Origin of the sequence: Bacillus sp. FSL K6-0069, assembly GCF_038007785.1 — a bacterium.
Lineage (GTDB): Bacteria > Bacillota > Bacilli > Bacillales > Bacillaceae_G > Bacillus_A > Bacillus_A mobilis.
This window is the reverse complement of sequence record NZ_JBBOXN010000001.1, coordinates 2,898,523-2,916,290: the sequence shown is the minus strand read 5'-3', so window position 1 is coordinate 2,916,290 and position 17,768 is coordinate 2,898,523. Positions and strand designations below refer to the sequence as shown.

The window sequence follows — 17,768 nt, the reverse complement described above, 5'->3', positions numbered from 1 at the left end:
ATGGGAGAAATATTCTTCCGGTGGATTTAAATCACATTTTTTGTAAAACTGAATGTTCATTTAAGAAAGACAGAGGTCATTTTGATTATTATTTTTCAAAATGGCCTCTGTTTATTTGAAGATAGTATTGCAAGGAGGGAATTTAAATGATAATGAAAGAAACAGAAGTTATCTTAAACAGGAAAGGAGCCAGGAAAGTAAACGAAATTCCTAAAGAGGTCTTACAATTACTACAGCAAGGGAAAGTAGAAAGTGTAAATCTAACAGAATGGCTAGCAATAAATCATATTGAACTACTTAAAAATGTCTTACCTTCAATAGGACTCAAGAAAAGTTTGGAATGTATAGTAGCTGAATTAGAAAAACAGAACGTTGAAACAGGAATGAAAGTCATACGAATAACAGGAACTTTATTGGATGAAATTATACTCAAAGAGTATGAAGGAAAGAAGGAAGACATACTGTTAAAATTATCTGATCATATTTCAGATAGTGTACGATGTTGGGCAGCGTTTATGAATAAAAAATCAAATAGTACATTAAAAGATACATTAACGTACATTCGACCTTTTGCGGCGGATCATCATTTTGGTGTTCGAGAAATTGCTTGGATGTCTATTAGAGAAGATCTTTCACAAAATATAGAAGAAAGTGTGGAATTGTTAGTAGAATGGGCAAAAAGTGAGGATGAGAATATTCGTAGGTTCTCTGTAGAATCTATTCGTCCTCGAGGTGTATGGAGTAAACATATTGAAGTATTAAAACAAGAGCCTGAAAAAGCACTTCCCATTCTTAATTTACTTAAATCAGATCCATCAAAATATGTACAAGATTCGGTTGGGAACTGGTTAAATGATGCAAGTAAAACGAAACCAGATTGGGTATTGAACCTGTGTGAAGAATGGGAAAAGGATACTGATATAAAATCAACTAGTAGAATTATTAAAAAAGCTAAAAGAACGATTTTGAAAAATAAGTAATATGTAACTAATAGACTTGTTAGTTGTAAGAAGGAACAATCAATCATGTTAAAAAAGAATATTTTGAATAACTAGGAGAAGAGCATGTATTAATCAATACATGCTCTTTATATATTCTTTTATATTAGTGTTATGAATGAAAGGTGATCAAATTTCATTTCAAATCTAAACTTCCGTACTTTTTATTGAAACTTTTATTCTAATAGTTTTGTGGCAACATGTACTTTGGAAAGTGAACCGTCTCTATTTCTAAAAATAATTTTATATTCACCGTCAGCAAGCCAATCAGTCCAGTGAATATCGAATTCGCTTATTGCTTGTTCCCCAGGTTTTAAAGTTCCGTCAATCATCCAAGCACCTTTAGCGTTATACAAAGTATAACTAAAAGGAGAATCACCTGTATTTTGTACAAGAACGCTTAAATTATCTCCATTAAAATAGTTGAAATTATAAGTGGTTGATCCAAAAAATGCAACGTCCTCGTTAGTTATGGCACGTTGTTCAATTTGAGAGTTTAGCTTCGTATCTTCATTTGTCGCAAATGTTACATTATACCCCAAACAAAAAGATAACATAATAGCGGGAATCACTAGTAACTTTTTCAAAAGAAACACTCCTTACATTTTGTTTTACATATATTATGATAAATGAAATATATTGGGGATGTAATAACTTGATGTGAAAATTTACAAAATCATTTAATTATTTACGTTTTTTAAACTACTGACAAATATATCGGATCATGAGCTTGAAAAAAATATTGATAGAATTGAAAGAATATTTTATAATTTTAAATTATACATTTGTTTCGAAATACGGAATTAAAGTTCCGAAAATCGGAACAAGAGGGAGATAGAATGAGTATAAATAAAACGGCAGTTAAGACAATGGATATTTTAGAGTTGTTTTATGAGTATGAAGAGCTAAGTTTAACAGAGATGGTCCAGCTTACGAGTATGCCGAAAACATCTGTTTATCGTTTAATTGGCTCGTTGGAAGAAATGGAGTTTTTACAAAAAAACGAGAAGGGGAAATATCGTCTCGGAGTCGTTTTTTTACGATTTGGACAACTTGTTTCACAAAGATTATCAGTAAGAAATATTGCGATTCCCTATATGAAAGAGCTTAGAGATAATTTAGGGCAGGCAGTTAATTTAATTATTCAAGATGGTAATGATGCGATTTATGTGGAAAAGATGGAAGGGGCTCAGCCTGTACGCGTGTATACTGCGGTTGGAAGAAGAGCACCACTTTATGCAGGTGCATGTCCGAGAATTTTACTATCGTATTTCTCTGAGGAAGAGAAAAGAAAATACATAGAGGAAACGGATTTAAAACAGTTTGCGGATGGAACCATTGTGGATAAGAAACAATTGCTAGAAGTGTTACAAATGGCGAAAAAGGAAGGGCACACAATTAGCTATTCTGAGTTAGAAAATCATACAGCCGCTATAGCAGCGCCCGTTTTTGCAAGTGATGGAACGGTTGTAGCGGGGATTAGTATTTCGGGATTAGCAATTGAGTACAGCGAAAGTAACATTTCATATTTTATTGCGAAGGTGAAAGAAACAGCACATCGCATTTCGAAAGAACTCGGCTTTTTGGCATAGAAAGAGGGAGTGGGATGAAGTTTTCTACGTTAGGGGATCAAGCAATTATTGTTACATTTGGTGAAGAAATGGGGATGGAGACATACGAAAAAGTGCAGCGATTATTTCAAGCGTTGAGACGGCACCCATTTACAGGAATGGTTGAGTGTGTGCCGTCTTTCACTTCATTAGCGGTCTACTACAATGTATACGAAGTATGGAAGCGAAATGGGAGAAGTGAAGGGCCGTATCATTACGTTTGTCAATATATAAAAGAGTTGTGTGATTCGTATAAAGAAGAAGTGAACCAAGATGTGAAACATATTTCTATACCTGTTTGCTACGGGGGAGAATATGGACCTGATTTAGAAGAGGTCGCGCATTATAGAGGATTACAGGTAGAAGATGTCATTCGTATACATAGTGAAACAACATATTTTGTGTATATGTTAGGTTTTACACCAGGATTTCCGTATTTAGGAGGGCTATCAAAAAAACTAGAAACACCTAGAAAAGAAACGCCAAGATTGCAAATACCTGCTGGTTCGGTAGGTATTGGCGGAAATCAAACAGGTATATATCCGCTTGAAACGCCAGGTGGATGGAATATTATTGGCCGAACTCCGATCTCCTTATTCAATCCAGAAGAAGAAACACCAACCTATATTCAAAGCGGTATGTATTTACGATTTATCCCAATAACGAAGGAAGAGTATGTATCACTTGAGGGGGCTAAAAAATGGATGTAGAGGTTTTACATGCAGGGATGTTTACAACAGTCCAAGATTTAGGGCGGTCTCATTATCAACAATATGGTGTACCGGTTGGCGGGGCCATGGATCAAAGTGCACTTCGAATGATCAATATGTTGGTCGGTAATGAAGAGAATGAGGCAGGACTCGAAATGACAATTATGGGACCTAAATTGTTAATTAAAAAAACGACTTTACTTGCGATTGGCGGAGCGGATATGGAACCTTTACTGAATGGGAAGCGTATTCCATTATGGCGTCCCATTTTAGCAGAAGAAGGTAGCATGCTTTGCTTCGGAAAAGTGAAAAGCGGTTGCAGAGCGTATGTGACTTTTGCAGGCGGTATACATATTGATCGCATAATGGGAAGCAAAAGTACTTACATACGTGCTGCGATTGGTGGTATAGAAGGAAGGATGCTGAAAAAAGGAGATTATTTTCAAATTGGTACGCACTCAAAATTAGCGAGGCGTTTCATTCAAGACTTACAAAAAGATAAGCGAATCAAAACAAAATGGGTAATTAGCAGCAGCGTACTGCCAAAGTATATGAAATATCCTAAGCTGCGTGTCATAACTGGTTTTGAATATGATCAATTTACAGAAGAAAGTGTAAGGGCGTTTTTTACGAAAGAGTATAAAGTGTCTAATTACGCTGACCGAATGGGTTATAGAGTTGAGGGAGAAGTTTTAAATAGAGTGGAAGAAAAAGAGATTTTATCGAGTCCAGTTACATTTGGGACCATTCAAGTTCCAAATGGTGGACAGCCAATTATATTAATGGCAGATAGGCAAACGACAGGTGGCTATCCGAGAATGGGCAATATTATTTCAGTAGATTTACCACTTCTTGCTCAATTAAAACCGGGAGACTACGTTTCTTTTGAGGAAATTACGCTGGAAGAAGCGGAACAATTGTACATAGAACAAGAAGTAAATATGAATCTATTAAAGAAATTCGTCGCTTTACGAGGCTGACAGTAGGAGGGAAACATCGTGATGAAAATCGATTTAAACTGTGATCTAGGAGAAAGTTTTGGAGCTTATAAAATGGGGAATGATAATGAAATTCTTCCGTTCGTGTCCTCTATAAACGTTGCTTGTGGTTTTCATGCGGGTGATCCGACTGTAATGAGGAAAACGGTCGAAAAGGCAATGCAGCACAACGTAGCAATTGGCGCGCATCCTGGATTTCCTGATTTAATTGGATTTGGAAGAAGAAATATGAACGTTTCACCAAATGAAGTATACGACTATGTATTGTATCAAATCGGTGCATTAGACGCTTTTGTGAAAGCAGCAGGCGGGAAAATGCATCATGTAAAACCGCACGGTGCTCTATATAATATGGCAGCGAATAATCCGGAAATTGCAGATGCAATCGCAAAGGCAATTAATCATAGTAATCCAAATCTATTACTTTACGGATTAGCAAATAGTGAGGCGTTTATACAGGCTGCGGAAAAATACAATATAACTCTCGTACAAGAAGCTTTTGCTGATCGGACGTATAAGCAAGATGGGACATTAACAAGTCGTACAGAAGAAAATGCGCTCATAAAAAATGAAGACGAAGCGATAAAGCAAGTGCTTCAAATGGTGAAAGAAGGCTATGTAAACGCGGTGAACGGAGAGAAAGTAACAGTTCAAGCACAAACGATTTGTTTACACGGTGATGGAGAGAAAGCAGTGCAATTTGCGAAGAGAATATACAGAACATTCGAATTTAATGGTATTTCAATTTGTGCACCGAAATAAAGTGAAACTTTAATCAGTGGGGAGGTTCATCCCCTGCTGATTATTAGTTGAACCAATCGGGCATTTACGGGCAGTTGACTTCCCATCTAAATTTTTTTGACTTAATCGAATTTTGAGGTGGGAGTTTTACTGCCCGTTAATGCGGGATAAAAAATAGGGGGAAGTGCTGGAATGATTAAATTAATCGGGATACTACTTGTGGCAGTGGGCTTTTTGTTTAGATTAAATACACTTTTAGTAGTTATGGTTGCAGGTATTGTTACTGGTATGGTTTCAGGATTAAGCTTTTATGATGTGATTAGCATGTTCGGTAAATTTTTCATAGAAAATAGATATATGTCTATGCCGATAATACTAACTTTACCGGTAATCGGAATTTTAGAGCGTTACGGTTTAAAAGAAAGAGCAGAAGCACTAATAACGAAATCAAAAGGAGCAACAACTGGAAGAGTATTAATGTCATATTTTACGATAAGAGAATCATCAGCAGCACTTGGACTGAACATTGGTGGTCATGCACAAACAGTAAGACCGCTCGTAGCACCGATGGCAGAAGGGGCTGCGCAAGGTAAATATGGTAAGCTCCCTGAAAAGTTAAGAGAAAAGATTAAAGCAAACGCAGCAGCTGCGGAAAATACAGCTTGGTTTTTCGGAGAGGATATATTTATCGCGACTGGTGCAATTTTATTAATGAAAGGATTCTTCGATTCAGTAGGTATGCATGTCGGTGTGTGGGATATGGCGCTTTGGGGCATTCCAACTGCAATATCAGCGCTTATTGTGAGCTGGATCAGATTTAGAAGATTTGATAAATATATAGAGAAAACGATGACATCAAAAGAAAAAGAAGAGAAGGAGGCAATATAAAATGAACATCATCACAATGGATACAATTTATTATGTATTAGGTATAATCGTGGCCTTTATCGCTGTTCGTATTGCATTTGATCGTGAACATCCAAATCGATTTGGTTCTAGCTTATTTTGGGCGTTATTTGCAGTTACATTTTTATTCGGAAATGTAATCCCTTCGTTTTACGTTGGTTGTATCGTGCTCGCTATGGTCGTGTTAGCTTCATTAAACAAAGTAACAAAATCAGAGGAGAAAGAAGTACCGGTACAAGAACGTGTGAAACATGCGGAGAAATTAAAAAATAAAATTTTTATGCCTGCACTATTAATTCCTATTTTTACAATTATCGGTACGTTAACGTTAGGGAAAATCAAATGGGGAAATGTTTCCCTTGTTGATCCAGATAAAGTAACATTAGTTGCATTAGCACTTGGGGCGTTACTTGCATTCGTTGCAGCGATGCGTATTACAAAATCAAAAATAACAACGCCTGTACAAGAAGGAAGCAGACTATTACAAGCTGTCGGCTGGGCTGTTATTTTACCACAGATGTTAGCGGCACTTGGCGGTATTTTCGCGAAATCTGGCGTTGGACAAGTCGTTTCTGATTTAGTCGGACAAGTATTACCGACAGAGTATCCGTTCGTTGCTGTTATGGCATATTGTTTAGGAATGATGCTCTTTACAGTCGTAATGGGAAATGCATTCGCAGCGTTTGCCGTAATTACTGGCGGAATTGGTTTACCTTTAATTGTACAAATGCACGGAGGAAATCCGGCAATTATGGCAGCACTCGGTATGTTTGCTGGATATTGCGGAACGCTACTTACGCCAATGGCAGCAAACTTTAATATCGTTCCGGCAATGCTTTTAGAGCTAAAGGATAAAAATGCAGTTATTAAAGCACAAGTACCAATTGCTCTTTCAATCTTTATCATAAATATGTTTATCATGTATGGTCTTGTATATCGTTTCTAATTAGGAGGGAAAACTATGAAAACAGTATTACTAACAGGGTTCGATCCGTTCGGCGGAGAAAGCATCAACCCAGCTTGGGAAGTCGCGAAAAGTTTGCATGAAAAAACAATTGGAGAGTACAAGATTATTAGTAAACAAGTACCAACTGTATTCCAAAAATCAATCAGCGTATTAAAAGAGTATATAGAAGAACTAAATCCTGAAATGGTTATATGTATCGGACAAGCTGGAGGTAGACCAGATATTACGATAGAGCGTGTCGCAATTAACGTTGATGATGCAAGAATTGCTGACAATGAAGGGAATAAGCCGGTAGATGTACCGGTTGTAGAAGAAGGACCGGCTGCTTATTGGTCTACGCTTCCGATGAAAGCAATTGTAAAAAGACTTCAAGAAGAAGGGATACCAGCTTCCGTTTCACAAACAGCGGGAACGTTTGTTTGCAATCATTTATTCTACGGTCTCATGCATGAACTAGAAAAACAGGATAAGAAAATAAAAGGTGGATTTATTCATATTCCGTTCTTGCCAGAACAAGCGAGTAACTACCCAGGCCAACCGAGCATGTCACTTTCTACTATTCGTAAAGGTATAGAATTGGCAGTTGAGGTAACGACGACAGTTGAGGTCGATATTGTGGAAGTTGGAGGTACGACGCATTAAGTAAGATGTTGGGGTAGTACCGAGGTGCGTATGTAGTTGTTATTTTTGTTTGGAGGAAAGATGTATCGTTAGCTTGATAATGATAGGATACATTGCACATTTTAAACTCTCCCATTTCCATGTATAATTATTATAAGAATCTGAATTTTTAAAAACGAGGTGGATATCTTGAAAAGTTTTGGCATGTTAGTAATCTCTACCGTGCTTTCGGCGGGCCTATTATATTATAATGCTCAATCCTTCTATAATAGGTTTGCCTCTGGAAATATATATTACTGGGTAAACGGTATCCTAGCAGTTATCTTCTTTGTATTCCTTTACAAAAATGCAAAAGATATCATCAAGAAAAACTATATAAAATAAGGAAGTTTAAAGAGTTCTTTATGCAAAGACAACACCTCCTGTAAACAACTGGTATAATAATTATAGGAAAATACATAGAGGTGATTTTTGTGCAATTTGAAGAAGTACGTTCAATTTTAGAAAAAGCGAAGAAAATTACAGTGTTAACAGGTGCAGGAGCAAGTACGGAAAGTGGTATCCCAGATTTCCGTTCAGCAAATGGATTGTATGCCGATGCGAATGTGGAGATGTATTTATCAAGAGGATATTATAATAGAAATCCGAAAGAATTTTGGAAGCATTATAAGGAAATCTTTCAAATTAATACGTTTTATCAATATAAACCAAATCGCGGCCATCGCTTTTTAGCTGAATTAGAAGAACAAGGGAAAGATATTACGATTTTAACGCAAAATATTGACGGTTTACATCAACTAGGTGGTAGTAAGCATGTCATTGATTTGCATGGAACACTTCAAACAGCACATTGTCCGAAGTGTAAAGCGGGATATGATTTGCAGTATATGATTGATCATGAAGTGCCTCGCTGCGAGAAGTGTAATTTCATTTTAAATCCAGACGTTGTTTTATATGGAGATACATTGCCGCAATATCAAAATGCGATAACACGTTTATATGAAACAGATGTACTTATCGTTATGGGAACGTCATTAAAAGTACAACCCGTCGCTTCATTCCCGCAAATCGCAAAGAGGGAAATAGGGGCAACGACAATTTTAGTAAATGAAGAGTTAACAGGGCAAGAATATAACTTTGATTTTGTTTTTCAAAATAAGATTGGTGAATTTGTTGACGGGGTATCGTCGGTTAAATAAATTATTATTTTTATGAAAAACTGAGGTGTATAGAGAACACTTCAGTTTTTTTTGTTTGAATAAAATTCATGTTATTCCTTAATAAGGGAATGGTAATAAATAGGTCGTAAAATTAAAATACTGAAAATTAAATCTTTTATTTCTTTAGTAATTAATATAAAATTCTATATATATCATATAAATAAATTTGATACATAATGATTTTGCGTAGAAATGTTAATAGAATGAAGCGAGGGAGCGAAATGAGACAGAAAAAGGAGCAGAAGAAACAATCGAAAAAGAAAAAGACTCATATTCCATTTCGATTAAATGTACTATTTTTTATCGTCTTTCTTTTATTTTCAGCTATTATAATTCAATTAGGTAAAGTACAAATCATTGATGGAGAAACGTATAGAAATGAAGTGAACAAAAAGGAAGATGTAACGGTAAGCACTCCTGTTCCTAGAGGGAAAATGTTTGATCGGCAAGGTCAAGTGATTGTAAATAATAAACCACTACGAACCGTTACATATACGAAAATGAAAGGAGTAGATTCGAAAGAAGTTTTACAAGTAGCAAGAAATTTAGCCCAACTTATTGAAATGTCGCCAGAAGATATCAATAAGTTGACAGAAACCGATAAAAAAGATTTTTGGATGCAGTTAAATGAAAAACGAGCAGCAGAAAAAGTAACGAAAGAAGATGAGAGTGCATTTAGGAAGCAAGAGATTGAGGGGAAAGAATTAGATAAAAAAGTTGAAGAGTTGCGCCGTGAAAGAATTACGCCAGAAGAATTAAGCGAACTATCAAAAGAGGATCTAGAAGTACTAGCAATTAAAAGTAGGATGAATGCGGGATATAAAATGACGCCGCAAATTGTTAAAAAAGATGTAAGTCAAAATGAATATGCAATCGTAAGTGAAAGATTGGCAATTTTGCCAGGCGTGGATACGACAGTGGATTGGGAACGTGAATACCCAAATGATAAGATACTTCGTTCTATTCTTGGTAGCGTTTCTACTGAAAATGAGGGCTTGCCAAGAGAACAGTTAGATTATTATTTAGTGCGTGATTATAACCGAAATGATCGCATTGGTAAGAGCTACATCGAGAAACAGTACGAAGATACATTACATGGAACGAAAGAACAGTCTAAAAATATTACGGATAAAACGGGAAATATTATTCGGACAGAAAAAGTGACTGAAGGAAAAAGTGGAAATAATTTAATGTTAACAGTGGATATGGAGTTACAGAAAAAAGTAGAGGAAAGTCTTGAAAAGAATTTACGAGCATTTCATTCTGCAGAGCCGATGATGGATCGTGCGTTCGTTGTAATGATGAACCCGAAAAACGGGCAAATCTTATCAATGGGTGGCAAGAAAATTGTAAATAAAGATGGCGGCATGCAAATAGAAGACTTCGCTTTAGGAACGATGACAAGTTCTTATGAGTTAGGGTCAACTGTGAAAGGGGCTACATTATTAGCCGGATATCAAACTGAAGCAATTAAACCGTATACGCACTTCTTTGATGCACCAATGTATTTTAAAGGAAGTTCTAAACCAAAGAAATCGTGGAAAGACTTTGGTGATATTGATGATTTAAGAGCTTTACAAGTTTCATCGAATGTTTACATGTTTAACACTGCTTTAAAAATGGCAGGTATAAATTATGTACCAAACAATCCGTTAGACATTAAACTAGAGACATTTAATAAAATGCGCTACTACTTTAGACAGTTCGGATTAGGTGTACCGACTGGAATTGACTTGCCGAATGAATCGATTGGTCAAATGGGTAGAACGGATAACATACCTGGTTTTTTACTTGATTATGCGATTGGGCAGTACGATACATATACACCGCTGCAACTTGCTCAATATATTTCAACAATTGCAAACGGCGGTTACCGAATGAAACCACAAATTGTACAAGAAGTGAGAGAGCAACCACATAAACCAGAGGATGTTGGAAAAGTTGTTCGCTCTATTGAACCGGTTATTTTAAATCGAGTGGATATGGACACTTCATATATTAATCATGTAAAAGAAGGATTTAGAAGAGTTTTTCAAGAAACTGACGGGACAGGTACTGGGACGTTTAAAGGATTACCGTATAAACCAGCTGGAAAAACAGGAACAGCTGAAACAGTATATGGTGGAGAAAGTGATATTGGAAGAGATGAAAACTATAACCGAAAAAAATGTTATAATTTAACTCTTGCCGGTTATGCACCATATGATGCTGATCCGGAAGTTGCTTTTTCAGTTGTTGTACCTTGGGTGAATGATGACAAATCAGGAATTAATTCCGCGATTGGTAAAGAGATTTTGGATGCGTATTTTGAATTGAAAGCGAAAAGAGCGGGTGGAAATCCAGTCCCAGTAGAACAACAGAACAAGCCACAGTAAAAATAGTATCACTGCATGGAGACTTATTGTGCAGTGATCTATTTTTTGAGTTAAAAAGCGTTTAAATAAGGTGGGAATGGATATGAAGCAGGAGATGAAAAGAGGCTGGGGGAAATACATACTCTTCGTGTTTGTTTTAGTAGTAGCCTATCATTCTTTTACTTTATGTAAAGTGGAAGGAAAATCAATGCAACCAACTTTATATGAAGAAGACTACGTATTTGTAAATAAAGCAGCAGTACATTTTTCTAATTTAGAGCACGGAGAAATTGTCATTATAAAGGAAGAGGATGAATCGAAATATTATGTAAAACGTGTAATAGGACTTCCTGGTGACGTAATTAGCATAACGAATGGATCAGTATATGTGAATGATAAAAAGCAAGAAGAACCGTATACAAATAAAGATTTATTCAATAATACGCAAGTGTTTTATAACTTTCAAAAGACAAAAATCCCGCCAAATAAGTTATTTGTAATGGGTGATAATCGTGAACTTAGTAGAGATAGTCGAAACGGCTTAGGGTATATTGAAGAAGATAACATAATAGGCAAAGTGGAATTTGTATATTATCCTTTTTCAAAAATGAAGATCATAGAATAAGTGGGGTTTTGTATAACCCCACTTATTAAAGTTTCACTTTATCTTCTTTAAATAACCTTTTGGATTAAATGATATGAAAAATTTATGTTTAGATTCATCGATTATGAAGTTGTTATTTTTAGCTAAAAACTCTTCTACAGCTTCCATTGGACCAGGGCCCCAATCAGGATAGAGTGGATTTCCGTTAATACTTGTATCTTCGACAATCAAGTAACTGCCTTTTGTTACAATAGATTTATAAAGTAACAGTTCTTTTGAGACATGCTCTTTACTATGATCAGAATCTAAAATAACTAAAATCACATCATCAGGTTTGCGCATATTTAAAATTGTTTGGACGGCCTGTACAGAAACAGAAGAAGCTGTTAAATACGTAATTCGATCATGTGATGGTCGATTTGGTTGAGGGAATATATCGATAGTAAGTACATGACCTTTTCCAATTAAATCTAATAAAGAAGCTAAATACAGTGCGCTACCACCATAACACGTACCACATTCAATAATTAAATCGGGTTTTAATTCGTAAACAATTTCTTGATACAAAAAAAGGTCAGAGGGAAGTTTGAAAATGGGGACACCGAGCCAGTGTGTGTCATGTAACCAAACGTTGCTGTCGTAATAAAGTTTTAGAAATTCATTGCTTATAGTATCGATGTTAATTCTCCTTTCTAAAAAGGATTCTTTCGCTTTACGTAAAGTGTTTACGTATGAAAGTTGTACTATATATTATGTAGTAAGGAATTGTAAGGCGAGTGTTTTTACTTAAAAATAAGCTAAATAACTCATGTGTAACTGAAAGGAAATGGACGTATGTATAAGTACACAATTTGCTTCATTAGAAAAGGAAATGAAAATGATGTGAAGGAGATAACTTAAATTATGGCATTCAAAAGTGAGGAAGAACTGAATAAAGCTTTCGAGGCAGCTAAAGCGAATCTAGCAATAGAAGGTATGATTATTACAAAAGAAATGGAAAAAATTAATAAAGCAAAGGTAACAGGAAAGATAACGCACGAGCAACTTATTACATTAGCTGATGCGATTGCGAGATGTGAACTTACTTAACAATCTAAAAGGCACCACAAACTTTTGCTAAATAAACGGGAAAAAAGAGATGGTAAATCCAACTCTCAGGCTGTAGACAAACTATTTTTGGAGAGTTCAGATGCTAAAAAATAGTTTGTTTCTTGCTTTATGGCTAATTTATCCAACAATATATATACGTAGTACGTTCTATGGTACAATTTACTATAAGTGAGGAAGGAAGGTGTCTTATGAAAATATCTGTTTATGTTGCAAGTGCATTTAGCAAGGGTCATAAAGGCGGAAATAAAGCAGGAGTGGTATTTATGGAGAATACATTGACCACTACTCAAAAAATGGCAATAGCCAAACAACTGGGCTATGCGGAAACCGCATTTATATCAGAATCTAAAGTTGCTGATTATAAAATTGAGTATTTTACACCTAAAGAGGAAGTTGATTTATGTGGTCATGCGACAATTGGCTCTTTTGCGATACTGATGCATGTAAATAAACTTTTCAAGAATCGCTATACGATTGAAACGAACAGCGGTGTTCTTACTATTACCATAAAAGATGACATCATATTCATGGAACAAAACGAACCGATATTTTATGATGCTATATCTCCAAATGAGTTTATCGACTGCTTTGACATTAAAGATATAGACAATACATACCCAATTCAAATTGTCTCTACGGGCTTAAAAGATATTTTAGTTCCTATAAAAAGCGAAACACAATTACATACACTGGAACCTAATTTTGAAAAAATTAAAGAAATCAGCAAGTATTATGATGTTGTCGGGATGCATCTATATACTATTAATGACAATCGAATTATATGCAGAAATTTTGCTCCGCTATACGACATCAATGAAGAAGCAGCGACTGGAACTTCAAACGGTGCATTAGCTTGCTACCTTTATGAACAGCACTACTTACAAAAAGAAGACTATGTATTTGAACAAGGTTATTCTTTACACTCGCCTTCCGAAATATTAGTTAAATTAGCAACCGATAGCAACAATAAAATAGAAAAGGTTTATGTTGGCGGCAAAGGCTATTATTGTGAAACTAAGTATTTAAATTTAGAAAATATTGAGTGAAAATAAAAAAAGAGATGGTAGATCCATCTCTTTTTCATATGCTCCATGATTAACTGCGAATCGCCTTAATCATAAAACGATGTTGCTTCACATCAAAATAACCTTTTTGTAAGATGATTTCATGTATACGATATAATTCCTCATAATACCTTTCAACAGTGAAATCAGGAATTTGCCACGGAATCGCTTTTAAATAATAGACGATAGCGCCAATGTCATAAAAGCGTTGAAAAGGGAACTCTTCTTTTTTTTCTAAAATAGTAACTCCATTTTCATTTAACTCACAACATGCAGTTTCAAGCGACCAACTTACAAATTCGCTATTTAGCGGCGTGTTAAACTGCTCATTAAGTTCCGCGCAATCGAGACCGCCAACTTGTTGGGTAAGAAATATTCCATTAGGAGCAAGGAGTCTGTTTACCTCAGGTGCAGCATATGATTCATGTTGATTTATGATCAAATCAAACTGGCTATCTTGAAATGGTAAAATAGTATCATCCGTTACCTCTACAACTATAACCCCTAAAGGTTCTAATTTCTTCTGAGCGATTGGCACGTTTGGAGCGTATCCCTCAGTAGCATAAGTAGTTGACGGGAACGGTTGTAACATAGATAAAAACTCTCCGCCACCAGTACCCATATCGAGCATTGATTCTGCATGTTGCATAAGCTGAAAAGCAGTGCTGCCGTACGACCACGATAAAGGCTCGCTCTTCATTCGCCCCGTTTCTGAAATGAAAGAAAAATCCCAACCGCTAAAATTTGTATTCGCACTTTCTAATAAAGTTAAAAATAATGGATCACGTTTCATAATTGAATCCTCCTATTTTGTATGTAATTGATATGATGAGAAAAGAAAAAAGGAGGACCTCTTATTAAAGTGGAACGGTTTTACGTTTCATATTCGAATAGATTCATATAAATTCGCTCCTTGTGAGAATAGTTATTTATATATTCGGGATAATTGAGTGGAATTCCTTTAAAGTTATTAGGGAAGGTAGTTGTTTAATGGAAAACTGGATGGAGTATACAGACGATTGGAAAAGAACTAATAGCAAGCTTTGAACAAAATAAGCCGGAAATCTTTCAAAATATTTTAAGGCAAGGATAATGTTTGCAAGAGAAAACCGCTTATACTTCATTCTTGAAGCATAAGCGGTTTTATTTAAAATACTCAAAAAGAAAAATCTTTTGGCAAATTACCACTTTTTATCACCGTTCTTAACCCATGTTTTATAATCCAAGGGTTAACAGGATGCTGTTTATCACGTAACTGCTGCAACCATTGAAAAACGAGTTCTTTATCTTCTTTCGTAATATCGTTCATATGATTGGCTACTGATTTTTGGACATATTTAGACGGGTCATTCATTAATGGTTCAAGAAGCTGTAAATTGTTCTTAAAGTCACCTTTCAGAGCTCCCATTTTTTTAGCCCAAGGAAGTCTTGGTCTTGTACCTTCGGAAACTAATCTCCTAATGTGGCTGTTTTCGTCATGAATCCATTGTTGTAATATGTTTAGTGTGTCTTCATGGTATGTTTCAAGAAAAGGACGAATGGCATATTCAGCAGTATTTCTTTTTGTTATTTCATACATGGCGTTACATGAGGATTCAAAATCGTTAAGCCCATATTTTTCAACGTATTTTGCAATCGGCATGTACATATACCCGTTTGTAAATGTGCCTACTTCTGTTGTATTTTCTGGTCCCAATGTTTTCAATAAAATATGTATTGCTGCATTAAAATCTTTTTGTAATACATCGTGTAATGCATCTGCTATTACTTCTATACGCTGCTTTAACTCTAAATTTTCAACTTTACATGTTACTGAATCTACAAAGATGCTTTTAGAGAAAGTAGGATCGTGTTTACAAATAGAATCAGCCATTCTTTCTGCTAATTCTTCATTAAATAAAAATTTCAACGGAACATATTTACCCATTTTTTCACCTCAATGGTTAGCTAAAACAATTTTTATTTTTTAATCGACAACCCATAAACCAAAGTCTCACTCGGAGTCGTAATACTAAAACCAGTCGTCTTATAATCAAGTTTCACCGTATCACCAGTGTAGTCTTTCGTAAATGAATCCATTTGTACGGTAAAATCAGCATCTTCATATACAACGTCATCTGCATTATATGTATCCCAAATTAAATCCACATCAACGAAAATACTACAAGAGTTTGTCATTGTCCCTCTAATGCGAATGATCTTTTTGTCTTCGCGCTCTAATCTATGTATAGCTGCTTTTGCTTCATCAGTAATGCGAATGTTCCTAGTAGTATCCCAACCTTTATTTATATTTCCTTTATTATTGCAAAAACAGGAGCAATAGGGAAGGGAGAAGCACCGGAATAAAAAACGAGCAAACAAATTTGTTTGCTCGTTTTACTTTATTTTAGTTCACATTTATCAAGCGGAATCACTTTCGTTTTCTTCGTAAATTTATATCCTAACCATAGTACTAAGAAGAGTGGTAAACCGATGTAAGAAACGAGTACGCCGTTCCAATCGATTGCTTCGCCCATAAATGCGCCGTAGTTTTGACCTAAAATGACGATGACACAAAGTGCAAATGCGAAGATTGGACCGAATGGGAACCATTTTGCTCTATATGGTAAGTCTTTTAAATCTTTACCTTGTGCGATATATGCTTTACGGAAACGGTAATGACTTATTGCGATTCCGACCCATGCGATAAAGCCAGACATTCCAGATGCGTTTAATAACCAAATGTATACAACGCCGTCACCGAATAAAGAAGCAATGAAAGCGATACTACCGACAATTGACGTTACGATTAATGCGTTAACAGGTACACCACGGCTGTCTAATTTTCCTAAGAATTTTGGTGCTTTTCCTTGGCGAGCTAAGTCCCAAAGCATACGAGTTGATGCATACATTCCAGAGTTACCAGCAGATAGTACTGCCGTTAAAATAACAGCGTTCATTACAGAAGCGGCAAAGGCAACGCCCGCTTTTTCAAAAATAAGTGTAAATGGACTTACTGTTACATCACTTGCAGCAAGGCTTTCTGTTGTATAAGGAATTAATAAACCGATAACGAGAATCGCAAGAATATAGAATAAAAGAATACGCCAAAAGATAGAACGAATCGCTTTCGGAATATTACGCTCTGGATCAGATGTTTCACCAGCAGCAACTCCTAACAATTCAGTACCTTGGAATGAGAAACCAGCTGCCATAAATACACCGATGATTGCCATGATGCCGCCGTTAAATGGTGCATCTGCAACAGTGAAGTTTTTGAAGCCAACAGTTTCGCCGCCCATAATTCCAAAAATCATCATAAAGCCGACAATTAAAAAGATAATAATAGTAACGACTTTAATAAGTGCAAACCAATATTCAGATTCACCAAACCCTTTAACAGATAAATAGTTTAAAAGGAAAATAATAGCTAAACATAATCCGCTCCAAATGAGGGAAGGGGTATCTGGGAACCAAAATTTCATAATTAATGTTACAGCAGCGAGTTCAGCAGCAATTGTAATGGCCCAGTTATACCAATAGTTCCATCCAAGTGCAAAGCCAAGGGACGGATCAACAAATTTTGTTGCGTATGTGCTAAAAGAACCGGTAACAGGCATGTAAGCAGCGAGTTCAGCTAAGCTTGTCATTAAAAAGTAAACCATAATCCCAATTGCGGCGTATGCAACTAATGCACCGCCAGGACCAGCTGAATGGATGACACCACCGCTGGCAAGAAATAATCCGGTACCAATTGTACCACCGAGAGAAATCATCGTAAGGTGCCTTGATTTTAAACTACGTTTTAATTCACCTTTTCCTTTTGTAGTTTGCGTTTCAGAGGTAGTTTGATTCGTTGCGCTATTCATGTTCAACACTCCTTTTC

General features: G+C 35.9%; 20 protein-coding genes and 1 pseudogene. 15 read left to right on the top strand and 6 right to left on the bottom strand.

Annotated features, from left to right (window positions below):
* Positions 1-146 precede the first annotated feature (146 nt).
* Positions 147-980 (top strand): DNA alkylation repair protein, encoded by an 834-nt coding sequence (locus tag MHB74_RS14965; protein ID WP_061676959.1) that lies wholly within the window; start codon positions 147-149, stop codon positions 978-980.
* 194 nt (positions 981-1,174) lie between these two features.
* Here MHB74_RS14965 and MHB74_RS14960 read toward each other — a convergent pair whose 3' ends face one another.
* Positions 1,175-1,585 (bottom strand): hypothetical protein, encoded by a 411-nt coding sequence (locus MHB74_RS14960; RefSeq protein WP_061676958.1) that lies wholly within the window; start codon positions 1,583-1,585, stop codon positions 1,175-1,177.
* 252 nt (positions 1,586-1,837) lie between these two features.
* On the opposite strand from MHB74_RS14960, the gene MHB74_RS14955 reads away from it, so the two are divergent.
* The 11 genes from MHB74_RS14955 (at position 1,838) to lepB (ending at position 11,750) form a co-directional block, all read left to right on the top strand.
* Positions 1,838-2,590: an IclR family transcriptional regulator gene (locus MHB74_RS14955; protein ID WP_061676957.1), complete on the top strand. Its 753-nt coding sequence runs from the start codon at positions 1,838-1,840 to the stop codon at positions 2,588-2,590.
* A 14-nt stretch (positions 2,591-2,604) separates the two neighbouring features.
* On the top strand, positions 2,605-3,318 hold the full coding sequence (gene pxpB, locus MHB74_RS14950) for a 5-oxoprolinase subunit PxpB (protein ID WP_061676956.1): 714 nt from the start codon (positions 2,605-2,607) through the stop codon (positions 3,316-3,318).
* Positions 3,309-4,298 carry a 5-oxoprolinase subunit C family protein gene (locus MHB74_RS14945; RefSeq protein WP_061676955.1) on the top strand — a complete coding sequence of 330 codons (990 nt, stop codon included), beginning with the start codon at positions 3,309-3,311 and terminating at the stop codon, positions 4,296-4,298. The genes pxpB and MHB74_RS14945 overlap by 10 nt, the downstream gene beginning before the upstream one ends.
* Before the next feature lie 18 nt (positions 4,299-4,316).
* Entirely contained in the window at positions 4,317-5,078 is a 762-nt protein-coding gene (pxpA, locus tag MHB74_RS14940; RefSeq protein ID WP_141658046.1) for a 5-oxoprolinase subunit PxpA, read from the top strand.
* Positions 5,079-5,249: 171 nt separating this feature from the next.
* On the top strand, positions 5,250-5,945 hold the full coding sequence (locus MHB74_RS14935) for a DUF969 domain-containing protein (protein WP_061676954.1): 696 nt from the start codon (positions 5,250-5,252) through the stop codon (positions 5,943-5,945).
* A gap of 1 nt (position 5,946) precedes the next feature.
* A complete protein-coding gene (locus MHB74_RS14930) occupies positions 5,947-6,909 on the top strand; it encodes a DUF979 domain-containing protein (protein ID WP_001021658.1) in 963 nt (320 codons plus the stop codon).
* Between the two features lie 15 nt (positions 6,910-6,924).
* Complete coding sequence (gene pcp / locus MHB74_RS14925; RefSeq protein ID WP_061676953.1) at positions 6,925-7,572, top strand: pyroglutamyl-peptidase I; 648 nt, start codon at positions 6,925-6,927, stop codon at positions 7,570-7,572.
* 168 nt (positions 7,573-7,740) lie between these two features.
* Positions 7,741-7,935 carry a hypothetical protein gene (locus MHB74_RS14920; protein WP_061676952.1) on the top strand — a complete coding sequence of 65 codons (195 nt, stop codon included), beginning with the start codon at positions 7,741-7,743 and terminating at the stop codon, positions 7,933-7,935.
* A gap of 80 nt (positions 7,936-8,015) precedes the next feature.
* The gene (locus MHB74_RS14915; RefSeq protein ID WP_081110159.1) at positions 8,016-8,750 is read left to right on the top strand and encodes an NAD-dependent protein deacylase; all 735 of its coding nucleotides are present in this window, start codon (positions 8,016-8,018) and stop codon (positions 8,748-8,750) included.
* 242 nt (positions 8,751-8,992) lie between these two features.
* Complete coding sequence (locus tag MHB74_RS14910) at positions 8,993-11,146, top strand: peptidoglycan D,D-transpeptidase FtsI family protein (RefSeq protein WP_061676950.1); 2,154 nt, start codon at positions 8,993-8,995, stop codon at positions 11,144-11,146.
* 82 nt (positions 11,147-11,228) lie between these two features.
* Positions 11,229-11,750 carry a signal peptidase I gene (lepB, locus tag MHB74_RS14905; protein WP_061676949.1) on the top strand — a complete coding sequence of 174 codons (522 nt, stop codon included), beginning with the start codon at positions 11,229-11,231 and terminating at the stop codon, positions 11,748-11,750.
* Between the two features lie 33 nt (positions 11,751-11,783).
* Here lepB and MHB74_RS14900 read toward each other — a convergent pair whose 3' ends face one another.
* Entirely contained in the window at positions 11,784-12,407 is a 624-nt protein-coding gene (locus MHB74_RS14900) for a cephalosporin hydroxylase family protein (RefSeq protein WP_071723845.1), read from the bottom strand.
* 225 nt (positions 12,408-12,632) lie between these two features.
* On the opposite strand from MHB74_RS14900, the gene MHB74_RS14895 reads away from it, so the two are divergent.
* Together MHB74_RS14895 and MHB74_RS14890 are read left to right on the top strand one after the other, a co-directional pair.
* Positions 12,633-12,818, top strand: a complete 186-nt coding sequence (locus MHB74_RS14895) for an antitoxin VbhA family protein (protein ID WP_061676947.1) — start codon at positions 12,633-12,635, stop codon at positions 12,816-12,818.
* 209 nt (positions 12,819-13,027) lie between these two features.
* The gene (locus MHB74_RS14890) at positions 13,028-13,885 is read left to right on the top strand and encodes a PhzF family phenazine biosynthesis protein (RefSeq protein ID WP_061676946.1); all 858 of its coding nucleotides are present in this window, start codon (positions 13,028-13,030) and stop codon (positions 13,883-13,885) included.
* Positions 13,886-13,934: 49 nt separating this feature from the next.
* Here the strand turns inward: MHB74_RS14890 and MHB74_RS14885 are convergent, their stop codons facing one another.
* Entirely contained in the window at positions 13,935-14,696 is a 762-nt protein-coding gene (locus MHB74_RS14885; protein ID WP_061676945.1) for a class I SAM-dependent methyltransferase, read from the bottom strand.
* Between the two features lie 213 nt (positions 14,697-14,909).
* Between MHB74_RS14885 and MHB74_RS29210 the strand changes: the two are divergent.
* Positions 14,910-14,996 (top strand): annotated as a pseudogene (locus MHB74_RS29210) (DUF2716 domain-containing protein); the annotation flags it as partial.
* A 63-nt stretch (positions 14,997-15,059) separates the two neighbouring features.
* Here MHB74_RS29210 and MHB74_RS14880 read toward each other — a convergent pair.
* From MHB74_RS14880 to MHB74_RS14870, 3 genes are all read right to left on the bottom strand, one after another.
* Entirely contained in the window at positions 15,060-15,830 is a 771-nt protein-coding gene (locus MHB74_RS14880) for a DNA alkylation repair protein (RefSeq protein WP_061676944.1), read from the bottom strand.
* Positions 15,831-15,862: 32 nt separating this feature from the next.
* Positions 15,863-16,192 (bottom strand): iron-sulfur cluster biosynthesis family protein, encoded by a 330-nt coding sequence (locus MHB74_RS14875; RefSeq protein ID WP_061676963.1) that lies wholly within the window; start codon positions 16,190-16,192, stop codon positions 15,863-15,865.
* Positions 16,193-16,284: 92 nt separating this feature from the next.
* Positions 16,285-17,751: an amino acid permease gene (locus MHB74_RS14870; RefSeq protein ID WP_061676943.1), complete on the bottom strand. Its 1,467-nt coding sequence runs from the start codon at positions 17,749-17,751 to the stop codon at positions 16,285-16,287.
* Between the last annotated feature and the right edge of the window lie 17 nt (positions 17,752-17,768).